This is a genomic window from Bradyrhizobium symbiodeficiens (genome assembly GCF_002266465.3).
Lineage (GTDB): Bacteria > Pseudomonadota > Alphaproteobacteria > Rhizobiales > Xanthobacteraceae > Bradyrhizobium > Bradyrhizobium symbiodeficiens.
This window is the reverse complement of the sequence record NZ_CP029427.2, coordinates 2,084,492-2,098,608: the sequence shown is the minus strand read 5'-3', so window position 1 is coordinate 2,098,608 and position 14,117 is coordinate 2,084,492. Positions and strand designations below refer to the sequence as shown.

14 protein-coding genes and 2 pseudogenes are annotated in these 14,117 nt (G+C 57.3%); 6 read left to right on the top strand and 10 right to left on the bottom strand.

What is annotated here, in order from left to right:
* The first annotated feature begins 134 nt into the window (after positions 1-134).
* The 4 genes from CIT39_RS09575 (at position 135) to CIT39_RS09560 (ending at position 2,591) form a co-directional block, all read left to right on the top strand.
* Complete coding sequence (locus CIT39_RS09575; protein ID WP_094975574.1) at positions 135-596, top strand: DUF3305 domain-containing protein; 462 nt, start codon at positions 135-137, stop codon at positions 594-596.
* A 30-nt stretch (positions 597-626) separates the two neighbouring features.
* Positions 627-1,256 (top strand): DUF3306 domain-containing protein, encoded by a 630-nt coding sequence (locus tag CIT39_RS09570; RefSeq protein ID WP_094975575.1) that lies wholly within the window; start codon positions 627-629, stop codon positions 1,254-1,256.
* A gap of 17 nt (positions 1,257-1,273) precedes the next feature.
* Positions 1,274-1,855, top strand: a complete 582-nt coding sequence (locus tag CIT39_RS09565) for a TorD/DmsD family molecular chaperone (protein WP_094975576.1) — start codon at positions 1,274-1,276, stop codon at positions 1,853-1,855.
* Positions 1,856-2,453: 598 nt separating this feature from the next.
* Positions 2,454-2,591 (top strand): hypothetical protein, encoded by a 138-nt coding sequence (locus CIT39_RS09560; protein ID WP_155526017.1) that lies wholly within the window; start codon positions 2,454-2,456, stop codon positions 2,589-2,591.
* Positions 2,592-3,189: 598 nt separating this feature from the next.
* Here CIT39_RS09560 and CIT39_RS09555 read toward each other — a convergent pair.
* The 5 genes and pseudogenes from CIT39_RS09555 to CIT39_RS09535 form a co-directional block, all read right to left on the bottom strand.
* Positions 3,190-3,516, bottom strand: a complete 327-nt coding sequence (locus CIT39_RS09555; protein ID WP_148667308.1) for a hypothetical protein — start codon at positions 3,514-3,516, stop codon at positions 3,190-3,192.
* 104 nt (positions 3,517-3,620) lie between these two features.
* A pseudogene (locus CIT39_RS09550) lies at positions 3,621-4,675 on the bottom strand (SDR family oxidoreductase).
* A gap of 297 nt (positions 4,676-4,972) precedes the next feature.
* Positions 4,973-5,233: a hypothetical protein gene (locus tag CIT39_RS09545; protein WP_148667307.1), complete on the bottom strand. Its 261-nt coding sequence runs from the start codon at positions 5,231-5,233 to the stop codon at positions 4,973-4,975.
* Between the two features lie 90 nt (positions 5,234-5,323).
* On the bottom strand, positions 5,324-5,923 hold the full coding sequence (locus CIT39_RS09540) for an HD domain-containing protein (RefSeq protein ID WP_244607616.1): 600 nt from the start codon (positions 5,921-5,923) through the stop codon (positions 5,324-5,326).
* Between the two features lie 619 nt (positions 5,924-6,542).
* Positions 6,543-6,767 (bottom strand): ferritin-like domain-containing protein, encoded by a 225-nt coding sequence (locus CIT39_RS09535; RefSeq protein ID WP_148667306.1) that lies wholly within the window; start codon positions 6,765-6,767, stop codon positions 6,543-6,545.
* A 191-nt stretch (positions 6,768-6,958) separates the two neighbouring features.
* Between CIT39_RS09535 and CIT39_RS09530 the strand changes: the two genes are divergently transcribed.
* Together CIT39_RS09530 and CIT39_RS09525 are read left to right on the top strand one after the other, a co-directional pair.
* The gene (locus CIT39_RS09530) at positions 6,959-7,819 is read left to right on the top strand and encodes a sensor histidine kinase (RefSeq protein WP_334273115.1); all 861 of its coding nucleotides are present in this window, start codon (positions 6,959-6,961) and stop codon (positions 7,817-7,819) included.
* A 40-nt stretch (positions 7,820-7,859) separates the two neighbouring features.
* The gene (locus CIT39_RS09525; protein ID WP_334273114.1) at positions 7,860-8,444 is read left to right on the top strand and encodes a LysR family transcriptional regulator; all 585 of its coding nucleotides are present in this window, start codon (positions 7,860-7,862) and stop codon (positions 8,442-8,444) included.
* Positions 8,445-9,005: 561 nt separating this feature from the next.
* Here CIT39_RS09525 and CIT39_RS09520 read toward each other — a convergent pair.
* From CIT39_RS09520 to CIT39_RS09510, 5 genes and pseudogenes are all read right to left on the bottom strand, one after another.
* A pseudogene (locus CIT39_RS09520) lies at positions 9,006-9,474 on the bottom strand (DUF1348 family protein).
* Between the two features lie 182 nt (positions 9,475-9,656).
* Entirely contained in the window at positions 9,657-11,921 is a 2,265-nt protein-coding gene (locus tag CIT39_RS09515) for an ATP-binding protein (RefSeq protein WP_334273113.1), read from the bottom strand.
* Positions 11,922-11,953: 32 nt separating this feature from the next.
* On the bottom strand, positions 11,954-12,598 hold the full coding sequence (locus CIT39_RS33200; protein ID WP_414645238.1) for a winged helix-turn-helix domain-containing protein: 645 nt from the start codon (positions 12,596-12,598) through the stop codon (positions 11,954-11,956).
* Positions 12,599-12,642: 44 nt separating this feature from the next.
* On the bottom strand, positions 12,643-12,984 hold the full coding sequence (locus tag CIT39_RS33195) for an MFS transporter (RefSeq protein WP_414645248.1): 342 nt from the start codon (positions 12,982-12,984) through the stop codon (positions 12,643-12,645).
* Between the two features lie 17 nt (positions 12,985-13,001).
* Entirely contained in the window at positions 13,002-13,928 is a 927-nt protein-coding gene (locus CIT39_RS09510) for an MFS transporter (RefSeq protein WP_334273112.1), read from the bottom strand.
* Positions 13,929-14,117: the final 189 nt, after the last annotated feature.

The following is a 14,117-nucleotide window of genomic DNA, read 5'->3' as shown; positions in this document are numbered from 1 at the left end:
AACGACGGTCACGATATCCTGCGGCTCCCAACATCGAGCGGCCTCCTACTGGCCGGATCTTCCTCAGAGTATATACTCCCCATGCCGCAAAAGGCGACCTGTATCGGAGACGCGCTTCGGTTGGAGACGGCAAATTGATATCGACAAGTCTTGCACGCATTGCTGTCGGTGTTGCAATCGAACGACGCAAAGCGAAGAGTGCGTGGGCCGATTTTCTGTGGCGGCCCGTGGCTGTCTTTGCGGGTGAGCCGTCCGCGAAGCCGTGGACTCCGATCGGCGGCGAAGGCGAGGTCACGTTGTTCTATGCAGGTGACGCTGTGATCGAACTGCATCGCACCGAAACCACCAATTATCGCGAGAACCTGACATCAGGCTCGCCTACTCTATGGGTCAATCTGCGCCCCACCGGCTCCGAACCACCTTATGAGCTACTCGCTGTCACCGCCGACCCTGCGGAGGGCGAAGCCTTCACCGACGCGGGCAGCAATCTGATTGAAGCCGTGCCGATGCCGGTTGGTATCTCCGAGATCATCGGCCGCTTCATTGCCGAACACCATGTCGAACGCCCCTTCGTCAAACGGAAACGCAATCGCTAGCAACCTCCGCACAGGACACGAGACAGAACAGTGCCTGAGAATAACGTCTTCCTTCGCTGGGCGCGTCTCAAGCAGGCGTCGAAAAGTGCTGAGGCTGAACAGGCCGAGGTCACGCAAGCCGCAGAGCCATCGGCCGGAGAGGTCGCGCCCGAGCGTCCCTTCGATCTCGCAAGCCTGCCGTCAATCGAGTCGATTGCCGCTCACACGGATATCGCGGCTTTCCTCAACACCGGCGTCCCGGCCGAATTGGCCCGGGCAGCATTACGCCGCGCCTGGGCAACCGATCCTGCAATTCGTGACTTCATCGGGATCGCGGAGAACCAGTGGGATTTTAATGACCCCAACGCCATTCCGGGATTCGGTCCGCTCGATCCAACGGACAAAATGGCCGATCTTGTCGCGCAGGTTTCGAAAGGCCTGGAACAGGTCCAGGACGTGCTTGCGGACGTACCACCGCCGATCGATCCGGTACGGCAAGGCCTCGTCAACTCCGAACAGCCAGTCCTCGAACCAACGGCCTCGGCAGTTCGATCGTTACCAGATGATGCCGCGACACCGCCGACCGAGGATCGGGATGCTGCCGAGCAGGCTGACGGTCTTGCCACAACAATGTTGCCCTCACAGCGAGCACGACGTCATGGCAGTGCATTGCCACGCTAGCAGCAAGGATCGCTTCAGTGCGTACTGTCGATGAATTCGACCTTGCCCGATCGCAGGAATACGCGCTGTTGGCGACGTTGCTGACGCGCAGCCCGGACGGGAATCTGCTGAGCCGCATCTCCGCACTGCGCGGCGATGCCAGTCCGATGGGCGTCGCGCACGTTGCGCTGGCGGATGCGGCGCGCCGGACAAATGAGCAGGCGGCGTCGCGCGAGTTCTTTGCCCTCTTTGCAGGATTGGGCAAGGGGGCACTGCTGCCTTATGCGTCACACTACCTGTCCGATACGCTGTATGGCCGTCCCCTCGCGCGGTTGCGGGAAACTCTCGGGGATCTCGGCCTCGAAAAGGCTCCGGAGCGTACGGAGCCCGAAGACCACGCGGGATTTCTCTGTGAGATCATGGCAGGCTTGGCGGGCGGGAGCATTCCAGCGCCAGCGGGCGCCGAGAGGATCTTCTTTGATCAGCATGTTTCACGCTGGATGAGACGTTTTTTCGCTGATCTCGAGCGAACGAGTTCGGCGGGTTTCTATGCGTCCGTTGGCGCGCTCGGACGGACGTTTATCGATATTGAGGCGGAGGCTTTCGCGCTTCCGGGCTGAACACGGCGTTTTGTACGAGAGACGCACAAATCAGGTGTTACGTTGCAAATGCAGGGATCAACAACATGCGCGTTTTCACAATTGCCTGTTTCTTCGCCGCCATCGTCGCGCTCGGTGCCGCCGCTGTCCTTGAAACTTTCGTGCAAGAGTCCGCTGCTACAGCGTTTGCCGAGCCGGGTGTCCGCGTTTAGCGGCAATGTTGCTTATTGAAACTTTCTGTTGTCCACATAGGCGAAGTGGGAGACGTTTGATGACCCGTTTCTTGGTCGCTTCTTTCGTCGTTCTGGCGGTGATTGTCGCTTCGACCGTCGTCCTTAGATGGCAACCTCAGTCAGTCCAGTTATCCGCCGCGGCCATGCCATCCCTAGCAGAACTGCATGTTATGGCAGGCGTCCATCGACTCCCGGACCAGGATATCGAAGATCAATCATTGATTTTCCCCGCTACGGCAAAGCCATAGCTGGCCGGTAATCCACGCGTCAGGGGCATGAGGCCATGATGTCTGGGGACGGAAATAGCTTGTTCCAATTGAGCGCCAGACGCCGGCGCCTATACCGCCCGGCTGCTCGCTCACCTGCGTCGCTGGCGGGACCGCAAATTGATCGCCACCTGCTTCGTTGAGTTCAACGGCAAGCCGGTTGCATCCGTGAAGAAGGGGTTCAAGACGGCCGTGGGGCTTGCCGGCCTGCCGGGTAAGCTCACTCCGCACGTCTTGCGCCACACCGCCGCGACCTGACTGATGCAGCGTGGCGTGCCAATCTGGGAGGCGGCCGGGTTCCTTGCGATGTCCCCCGAGGTGCTGCAGGACACCTACGGCACCATCACCCTGGCTACCTGCCAAGGGGCCGGTATGTTTCGATGACCGAAACGGTGGTCAGCTTGACCGAGGACCGAAATCAGACGAAAAAACCTAAGGAAATCTTGGTCGGAGTGGCAGGATTCGAACCTGCGACCCCTGCGTCCCGAACGTAAGTAGCAGACGAAAAGATCAACAAAAACAACAGAATTTGCTCTCGATTGACCACCTTTATCGCCGTTTGTTCACGGGGTTTCGGTGGTCAATCGGTGGTCAGCCCGGGCTCGCGCGACAATCGAAAAATGAAGCGGTGTTCGAGATCCTAGACCGCTACGAATGGCCCGGCACACAGTTCGACCGGTGGAAAACCGCAGCTCTGCAGCATTTTTCTGCCTAATCCCTGAATGCAAATAACAAGGAGTTATTTTTTGCCAACAGGGTATCGTCGCGACATACCACGGAATTCAGCAGGTCGTTTATCGATTTGCATCGCCGCCTACGATGATCGTCCATCGAGAAGCTCAAAAATAGCTAAGACTTACACGAACCAGATCCCGAAAAGCGCCGCCGCTGAAATAACCGATAGAAAGCTGCTCATCGCTGCCAATATTCTGGCGTCGATCCTCGACACGTCCGGATTCGGTCGAGCCGCGCCGGAGTTCTTGAAGCGCCAAGCGGCCACCAAATAGCAAAAAATACTGAAAACGATCAGCGCACTGCTGTCGGCTAGTATGACCCATGCCGGCATCAGGCCCGTCAGAACACCTTTGGCACTGGCGCCGCTGGCGAGTGAAAACAGGCCGGTTCTCGCGTTCGCCCGCCAAAGCCGTCCTGTCGGATGCCAGTTCCGTACGGCGATCCGCACTTTCGATCCGTTCCGAGATGGGGGTATTGACCAAAAGCTTCGCTCGCGGTTAGCCGTCGCCGTCGATTGCGCTGCGGGCACAGCGTATGCGGCACCATTCGCTCTCAAGGGATCATTCGTGTTTCGCGCAATTGGGCGAAGAGGTCGAAAAACTATCATCGGTCGCCTGATAATCGAGAAATCCCAACCTGCGGCTCTTGCTCATATCGGTGACGGCTCGATTGGACGGCCTAGGTCGGAGTCGGTGTGCCATGCGGACGTCAGCATATTGAGGTCCGTCTCAAGCAGATGGGGTCGGCGAGCGATCTCGGACCAGATCGGGCCCGCGTCGGCCATTTGACGTTCAAGCGGAACGCCCTCCCCGGAAACTGCGCCGGCAGAAGCCCGAACCAATCAGCCAACCGCCTCCACATCCAGCTCCAACGAAAGATGTCGCCGTTGACGACGTTAACGGCCTGGTTGCGGGCGACGCCGGTAGTGGCACCCCACTCAAGATGACGGGCCAGTAGCCTGGCATCCGTCATATCGCTCAGCCCTCTCCACTGAGTCGCCGAACCCGGGAACAGAAATGGCCGTCCAGTTTCGCGACAGATCGTGGCGTAGGACGCCAGCGTCGTCCCTACATTCATGGGGCTTCCGATTGCAAAACCGATAATTGTATGGGGCTGAGGACGCTCCAACTGAAGCCGTCGCGCTGCGCTGCTGCTAACACCTCATCTTCCTGCGCATAGTGAACATTTCCGAGATCGAGCCGCGGCTGGTCCTCGCGAAAAGGCGTCGGCGGGAGTGAGCCTTTGCCATAGGCCTCAAACGGGCCGAGATAGTGCTTGAGCCCCGTCACGAGCGCCACGTGTTCGACCGAGCTCCCCATTAACAATGCTTCCAGCACATTTGCACCATCGCTGATTGATCCGGATATTTTCCGACTCTGTGTTCCGTCTCGACAATGCGCTGACGAAAACATGCGACGGCCGCACGTCCTGCAGTGCGGCGCCAAGCGAAGCTACATCCATGATATCCGCAGCCACGGGTACTATTCCGCCGACGTTCGATGGCCGACGCGCCAACCTGTACACTTGCCATCCCGACTGCGGAGATGTTGGCCAAGATTGTTGCCGACGATGCCACTGGCACCTACTACAAGTGCAGACTTTACCACCTTCGATCTCTGTTCCAAGCGAAGGATAAGTTGACTTCTTGCCGGCGGGCGATTTTCAATTCCGCGGCTCCCGATCCGTGTGGCTGATCGCGCCGCTGTGCTTCTAATTCGCCGCGATGGGACTTATCCCCCTCCGTCGAGACGATCAGTTTGGGATCTGAGGCATAACTCGGCAGGCCGCTCGTCCTTGGTCGGACCAAAACGTGGTGGTCAATCAAGCGCGAGTTATAACAAGGGGCCGCTCGGCTGATCTTGACGCCTTGAGCATCTACCTGCGCCTATGCGGATCAGCGCGAGTCAATACTTGGGTGTTCGACTGCGCTTGCGAGTCCGTGCGCTGTTGCTCATAAGCTCATCGTATAAGCGGTCAATCTCACGGGCCTGATCGGGTGTAACATCTTGCCGGTCCATCGCCCGCAGCTCCCGCTCGGTGGGTTGGTAGTTGCGACCATCGCGTATCGGCCATGAACCGGTACGAAGTAACCCCTCTTCGGCGGCTCCCAAATCTGGAAACAACAGGACCGACGCGACTACCGCAACCGCAATCTTGCTCATCATGACATGCACATCCATCGGCGGCCGAACCAAATATAGCCGCTCACAATTTCGAGGCTCCCAGTTCCTCGTCTCGTCATCTCCGTTCCATGGTTAGGCTCGCCATGGAGATTCCAAGATCAGTTTGCAAAAATCCGTTCGTTTGAAGCTGGGGTCACAGTAAGCAAGGACATCGTCGTTAACTGTCCCGAAAGTGCTGTCAGGCCTATGCTTCATCCCTTGGTGGAACGCATGGATAATGCCCAACTTAAAAGACATTCCGCGCGGATAGGCTGCCAACACCGCATCTCGCTGCGCTTCCGAAAACTGCTCGTACGCGATACCCATGACATCCATCTCCACGCCGGACGTCAGCAAAGCCACTTCTGCCCTCTTGTGTTCAGGGATACCAGGTGTGGTGTGCAGGGCGACGGCATCCCAGACGGCCTCAACGTCTCTTTCTGCAATCGCGTACGCCCGCAAGAAAGCGCGGGCGGCATTTGCGCTGTCGACCTCGAAACGGTTTTGTGACGTACTATATTTCTCCGTAAGACCCATGTCGTGAAACATAGCGCCCGTGTAGAGGAGCTCCGGATCGAATTTCAGACCACGTCGTTTCCCGGTCAGGGCCCCGAAAAAGTACACCCGCGTCGAATGGTTAAACAAAAGGTCAGTTTCCGTATCGCGGACCAGCTGCCTTACTTCACCGGCCATTTTACTATCCGGAATGCAGACGCCGTCGATCACGATGTTCGCAGCATCAAGCTCATGATTGCAGCCTTCCGTACAGCTGTGCCAATTCGCTTCATTACCTTCTGTCATGGGACTCTCGTTTCCGTTCAATGCCGCGCGGACGCCTATATAAAGTATGCGCTTTGGGCCCCCTCTTTGGAAATGAAACGACGGCACCTCAATGGTGCATCGGGTGCATCGGCTGCCACGAGCCGCGTTGCATTTGCGGCTATAAAGTAGAAATGCTACCGCGTCGGCTGGGTAGCTTACCCGCCGATCAGCGAGCATGACAGAGATACGGCCAATATCTCTTCCAACTAACCCAGGCCAGGACCGCTAGGATAGTGACGGCGAGACAGACGACCGTCCCCATGATGATCGGCTCACGAAAGGGAACCGCGCTCCAATCGAGTTTTCCAAGCACACTCATCTGTCTTGCCTCACGCATACGGGAAAGGAAGCATAATGCTCTTTATCAGCCTTGTTGCTGCCTTGACGCTCGCCCCGCTGAACGGAAGTGCAGCCGTTCCTGCAAGAAGTTCTCGACGTCGTAGACCGATCATGGGCCTATCACTTTCATCATGCACTACGATGCATTTCTTCAGTCGTTCGTCACCTCGTAGAGAAACCAGATTCTCCGCTCGGTCTTGTCGATCCAATTTTCCAGGAGACTTGCGGACGCAACATCTTCAGCCGCATCGCACACGATGTGAGCCTCACGCATAAAGCCGGGGATCCGCAGGTTGTCGTGATACAGCTCTGTCAGCATTTCACCCGGCGAAAGCTGACCGCCATGAGAGTCCGTCAGACGCTGACGGCGCGCCACGCCGTTTTCGCGCCGGCGAGCTACCCTCTGAACCCTTGTTGCGCTCGCGACAAATCTAGCCGTTGGCACCAGCAATTTTCGCGGTTTTTCGATGCATCCAGCGGCTGCCAGTCACATGGTCCGAGCGCTTCTTCTCACTTCCTCACAACATATAACTCGCCTGACGATGCAAGTGGCGCAAGATATCCGACATGAATTGGTTCAAATGGCTTACATGGACAGGCAGGCGGATGAGCAGCAGCCCCTTCAGCGCGCACGCGAAACAGAGCCCGATTTTCACCGCCGCGCTGCCACACAGCTGGACAATGACCAGTTCGGAACAACATCAAGGCCTCGACAACTTCGAGTCCGTGCTTCTTGCGATAGCGGGCCACGATCTGCGCCAACCACTGCAGATCGTGCAAGGCGCATTAGATCTGCTTGGGGTTGGAGTTCGAACGAGATCCGAGCTTAGACATCTCCAGGCTAGCCAGAGGGCTCTCGACCAGCTCAACGAGCAACTCGCCCAGCTTCTGGTCGCGTTGCGCATGCGGCTACACGCGCACAATTTCGAGCTAAGTCCCGTCCACGTTCAGCAGCTACTGAGGCAAGCCTGCAAGGAACATTGCGACGCTGCACAGCGGAAGGGTATCAAGCTAAGAGTCGTTTCGAGTACAGCGGCGATAGTGAGTGATAGTTTGCTGATGGGTGCCGCGCTGCGGAACTTGGTAGGCAACGCAGTCCGGTACACGCAAGAAGGTGGACGCATCGTCGTAGGTTGTCGACGCATTGGGGCCGAGGTCCGCATTGATGTCTACGACAGTGGAATCGGCGTCTCCCAGGAAGAAATGCCGAAGATCTTCGAGGCCTTCACCCGGCTCGATACGGGGCGGCCCGACGGTCTAGGCGTTGGACTTTTCATCGTACGACACGCTGTCAGGTTGCTGCGGCACCGAATCGAGGTCGCGTCCACCCTTCAAGAGGATCCCGCTTCTCAATCTTGGCTCCCCTACACCCGCATTTTCCCGGTTAGATTCCAATCGCCGTCGGCCACGAGACCCGTGACTCCTTAATGCGCGTGGCAGCTCTCTAACTAATCACAAGGTCACGTCGATGACAGTATCCTTAAACAAGCTTGATCTGAACCTGCTGCGCGTGTTCAGCGCTGTCATGGAGGAAAATAGCGTTTTGCGTGCCAGCCAGAGGGTATGCCTCAGCCAATCGGCGGTCAGTCACGCGCTCGCCCGTCTCAGAGGAATGCTTGACGATGAGTTGTTCATTCGCACTCCAACCGGAATGAAGCCAACGGCACGCGCACTTGCAATGGCGCCCTTGATTCGCGAGGCGTGGCGTTCCCTCGAGATGGCGATCGGAAGTCCGAGGTTCGAGCCGAGCAATTCCACGAGACAATTTGTTATCGTGGCAAGCGAACTAGTCACCACTGTGGTGGTTCCGAAGCTGCTAGAGTTGCTCAGGCGAGAGGCGCCTTTGGTAAACTTCATAATCCGGCCGGATTGCGGCATCGATCTGACGGAACAGATACATCTTGGAAACGTCGATGCGGCCATAGGAGCCTTCTCTCAAATCCCTGAACAGCTGCGATCGCTTCCGCTCTTCACATTTGACGACGTTCTCGTGACAAGTTCATCTATAAGACTTGGAAGGCTGTCCCCGAGACGCTGTCGACGCTTAGTCTGACGGCTGTTTCGTTGCACGGTGAATATGATGGACGCGCTGACGGTCCCACAGTCCAACGTGGACTTTCGCGACGATCCGAAATGTTCGATAGAGCTGCACTGGAAGCCGCTTCAGGATCGACAAATGGCAAGTCGATCGCCCTCCTAGTTCCGCATTTTCTTGCAGTTCCGGCATTGCTTGCCCATGACGAATTTGCCGCTATTGCGCCGCGCCCTCTTGCCCAGTCTTTCGCCCGTAACCATCCACTGTCGATATACGAGTTACCTTACCCGACATCGCGCATCGGCGTTGACGTGCTGTGGCATAAGCGAAGTGAAAAGGACCCTCCGCATGCATGGCTTCGAGACATACTCAGGCGGGCGGCAGAGCCTCTTCACTATGGCACACCCCCGCTTGACCGAACATTCTGTTCCCGGTCGCACCCATCACTCGGCTCAAGGGCTGTCGGCAAGCGACAAGGAGAAAGCAATGGAGCGGGCACCTTTGAGCTCGCAGAACGGCGCATGCCGCAACACGTTGTACGCAGGACACGAAACACTTACGGGGCCTCCGAACCCATTTCTATAGATCAAAATCGCTAAGCTCTGGGTGGTCATCGGGCCTTCGCCCCAGGGGCCCAAAAAAACAGCCGGTCCGCACCACTGATCGGATGACTATTGAAGCTTGCTATGCGTAGCCGTATCGTCCCACCCGGGTCGACTTCCCGGTGCTCATTTCCGTACGATCTGAACCAACTTCCACTCCCGTCGTGATATTCGTTTGCATACCGCAAAGCGATCCGATTGCCGGCAAAGGCCCACACTTCGTTGACGAGCCGGTATTCCACCTGCCGCTTCCATAGTAGCGTCACAAACGCCTCGATAGCGGCGCGGCCCGACAGGAATTCGATGCCATTGCGCCAAACACTGTCAATTGCGTAGCCAAGCGCCACACGTGCCGGTTCACGACCATTCCAATTGTCCTCGATAGACCACACTTTCTGCGTCGCAGTTTCCAGGGTAAAGGGTGGCATAAGAAAACGTGGGGGCATAGCGTTGGTGCTCCTGCGGCATGGCAACGTGCAGCATGGAAGTTCAACCACCCGGGCGCGAGTTCATTTGTGTCAAAAAGTGAGAATTGTTCCCAGCGCCTAGGTGAAGGCGAACGCATCCATGGCCCTTGCTTTGCCTCACATGAAAGTTGGCCCTAACGGCAAGCCCCGACGATGATTATTCAGGTGCCTGTTGTACCCACCGCGCTTAATGATCGGAGTTGGCAAGCCGCTTCAATCAGGTCGACAGTTTGGAACCCCTCTGTAAACCGATCGTGGACCCCGCGAAGAAGTCCGCCGGCTTCGTGCGTAAGGCCGCGATCCACCCACAGCCGCGCCAATGCAAGTGCCGATCGTAATTCCGATCCCAGAGCAGATTGCTGCTGGGCGCTGGCGAGCGACTGTCTGAGCTTCGTTTCCGCCACACTCGAGTTGTCCGGTGACACCGCCAGCAGCACCCGCGCCTGAGTTCGCAGCATGTCGGGCAATTCAAACGTACCGGAACCACGGTTCGCGTCGGCCACCAATCCATCGATGACAATGGTTGCTTCTGCCACGTTACCAAGCATGAGTAAGCCTTCTGCTAAAGCCCGATAGACCGTGGACGAGAGCATGTATCGCCGCTCGGTTCGCAAAATGGACAACGCGGCCTCGAGCATCTCGACACCGGGCCGTGCCTCCCCTCTAGCCATCATGAGCTGACCTCGCAAACCCAAGCCACCAGCCTCATAATTCGGCAGTGAATATTTGGTCGCACAAGTAATGAGCCGCGTGGTTAGTGCTTCGACGATTTGCAGATCTCCACGCCATAAGAACACCGGCGCGGCATGAAGGAGACAGATACAGAGCGATACCGGATGATCTTGCCTTCCGGCGGCCTCAATACCTTGAAACGCTCGTTCGGCGGCCTGATCAGGAAACCCTCGAAGCCATAGCGTTCTTGCGTACCCGATTAAGGCTCTTACACGGTGATCGAAACCGAAAGAGTACACATCGCTCACGCGCGCCGTCATAGCGCCCTTGAATCCATTTTCGTAGTTCTGTTGCGCCAACTTCTGGTTGCCCACCAGATGATAACTGGCCCCCAGCATCCATTCGGCGGTCGCGATCTCTCGAGCTCTACCCAGACTTCCGGCTATCGTCGCAAAGTGCTCCGCTGCGGCTAGAGAGCCGCCGAACTCTGCCAGCCGAGCCAGATGAAGATTGAGACCGGCCAAAAGCTCCAATTGGTATTCGGCGTCGTCCAACGATTCGGCTAGACGCAAACCTCGTTCGAGCACAGTCTCAACTTCCGCGCTGTCGCTGTACGCATGATTGGATGATATCGCCAGCGATAGTAGCAACTCCAATTCGAGCCTGGTTCCGCGCTCCTCTTCCGCCAATGCCTCCAGCGTCTGCAGACAAAGACGACGACATTCTTTCAACATCGAGATCGAGAGGAAGAGCGGCACCGCCCCGGCACTCAGCGCCAGCCCGACGTCCCGATCTCCTGACGTCGAAAAGCACCATTCCAAAGCAGCCCTGATATCGCCGATCTGGCGCACGTAAACGGTCAGATCCCGCCCCCTCATCGCCGGCGTTCGAAATCCACCGAGACGCTCTGCAAAGTAAAGCGCGTGTCTTCTCGACGCTGCGGTTTCTCCTCCATGCTCTCGTGCCTTGACAGCAGCATAGGACTTCGTCGTATCAGGAAGGCGGTATGTGCTACGTCCCTCCGAAAGCGAGACAGAGATCAACGACTTGTCGAGTAAGCTTGCGATTGATTCGGCAATATGCAGATCATCCCGACCAAGATCGGGTACGACCGCTTGCGCCATTTCCAGCGTGAACGCCCCGACAAAAACCGATAGCGCACGCAGCGTCGACCTTTCGTGGTCCGACAAGAGGTCGTAGCTCCAGTCCAGCATTGCCTGGAGTGTTTGATGCCGCGGCACGCTGCGACGCGATCGCCAAACGAGCATCAGGTGTTGACCGATCACCTTTGCCAGCCCGCCGATACCGTAAGCACTAGCCCGAGTCGCCACCAGCTCTATTGCCAGTGGCACCCCATCGAGCTGACGACAAATGTCGGCGATTGCAAGCGCATCTTCATCCGTCAATTCCTGATCAAATCCCCCCGCGGCGGCGCGTTCAACAAAAAGCCGTACCGCTGGAAACGCCAGAGCTTCGGTCCCAGCGAGATTCGAGCCGCTCGGAGGAGTACCAAGAGATGAAAGCTGATAGATGTGCTCCCCTTCGACGCGTAGAGCCTCACGAGTGGTCGCGATGATGTGGACTCGCGGTGCATCGCGGAAGACATGTTCAGCCAGCGAAGCGACGGACTCAAGAAGGTGCTCGCAGCTATCAAGGACCAAGAGTAGTCGCTCATCCGATAGGAATGCCAATAGACCTTGTTCGGAGCCACGCGCATGCTCAAGGCAGCCGATGGCAGATGCGATAGCGGTCACGAGGAGCGAACCATCACGGATGGCGCTAAGGTCTACGAAACGTACCGAACCGCCAAATTCGGGCTCCAGTGCATGCGCGACAGCAACAGCGACGGTAGTCTTGCCGACCCGCCTGGGCCCACGACGCTCACGAAACGCTTTGTGATAGTCGCCGCCCGCAGCATTTCTACGGCATCATCGCGACCAACCATTCGCTGCAGGCGCTCCGGCAGGGCCGCGGTTGCGCTACGTCTGACCGTACTGGTCGGAAGCGGTCGACTTTGCCTCGACCGCTGGACGGAAGCTACAAAGCAGTATCCCTTAGCCGGAACGTTGGTGATATAACGTGCACCCGCTCGTCCATCATCGAGTGCTTTACGAAGCGCGGCGATATGGACCCGAAGGCTGCTGCTCTCAATGATGACGTTAGCCCAGACCCGCTCCAGCAATTCCTTGTGAGTGACAACCTCTCCGGCCCGCTCAAGCAGCGCAAGCAATATATCAAGAGCACGACCGCCTAACCCGACTGGCGTAGTCCCGTTGAGTAACAATCTTTCAGATGCGATTAGACGGAATGGTCCGAAGAAGTACTCATCGCTGTCTTCTAGACGCCGCGGCACGCCACCGACCTCACCATTTTTCTGACGATCGGGCGAACCCGGAAAGGCTAATGAATGCGCCACGCGTTCCTGCCGCATTTCCGAGCGCACCGCAGCGCTTTGATTCCAAGAAGTGCTACAGATCACAGGAGAGCCTCCTCGTGTTTGTCCTTATATCGGTGAACAACAAGAATGCTAAGCACAGCTGCAGCGATCACGATAAATGCGGGTGAGCGAGCGTCTCCTGTACTCGCAATAAGCCAAGCGGCAAAGGCTGGCGACAGGGCACCGATCATGGCGGTTATACTAAAGGCAAGAGCGACCGAGGTAGCGCGAGCGCAGGCAGGAAACAGCTCTGCGAGCGCCGACAACAGGGGTCCTACATAGACTGCATTCAGCAGGCCGAGGACCGAATGAACGACTATTAGTATCGCGGCGGATGGCCAGGCTGTGATGACAACGTAAGCAGGAAAAGTCGCGAGCACGAAGGTGACACCAGCAATCAGAAGCAACGGCCTGCGGCCGACGCAGTCCGAAAGCGCCCTGCTATTGGAGTAAACACGATCATGACACACGTCGACACGACCGTAGAAAGCAACGCGACTGAACTCGACAGTCCTAATTCTTTAACTGCAAACGTCGGCATGTAGACGAAGAGGATATTGCCAGCCACTACGTAAAGCGTCAGAATTCCGACCGCTAGCAAGAGGGACCGAACGCTTCGGATGGCTTTCAGCCGGATACTCGCTGGTCGAGGCTCGCGCAGGTCCCCCTCCTCAACGCTTGATCGGATGTAGAACGCGAACGGGACGATCGCTAAGCCCAAGATGAACGGCAGACGCCAGCCTCCTGCTTCTATTTGGCTTTGCGTCATGGCGAGAGTAACAAACATGACGGCAAGCGCAGCAAGCACAAACCCGATCTGCTGGCTTGCAGCGTTCAGACTCGCGTAGACTCCTCTCTGATGAGGCGGCGCGTTTTCTACCAGTATAGCTGTCGTGCTGCCAAGCTCCCCGGCGCCAGAGAATCCCTGCAGCAATCGCGCTATAAAGATCAGCAAAGGCGCTGAAATTCCGATTGTCTCGTACGTTGGCGTAAACGCTGTTACGGCGGTCCCAAGACCCATGAGGAGCATCGCCAGGCAGAGCGCGGACTTCCGGCCGACGCGATCCGCGTACAGTCCAAGCACTATTGCCCCGATAGGTCGCATCACCAAGCCGCCACCGTATGTGGCGAGCGCTAGAAGCAAGGAGCCGACTTGGCTCTCGGCCGGAAAGAACAGGCGCGCTATCGTAATTGCAAGAACGCCGTAGGCGAAGAAGTCATACCACTCCAGTAGATTGCCTACTGTTGCAGCAATGATGAGCCGTCGTTTCTTGACGTCGAACACTTCAAAGGCCGGATTCGCGACGCGTTCTAAAACGGGCATGCTGATCTACCGCTTGGAGCTGTAGCGGATTGTCTGAACGCAACTTACGGGCAGCATAACATTCCTTCGCGCACGTACCGAACGGTGGGCCGACGGCTGTCTATCCTCATTAGGGCTCGCGGTCTGCTTCGGCTGGCCCTTCCTGACCGCGATGCTGAAGGTTACCGGCCAAAGTGAATCGAACATTAG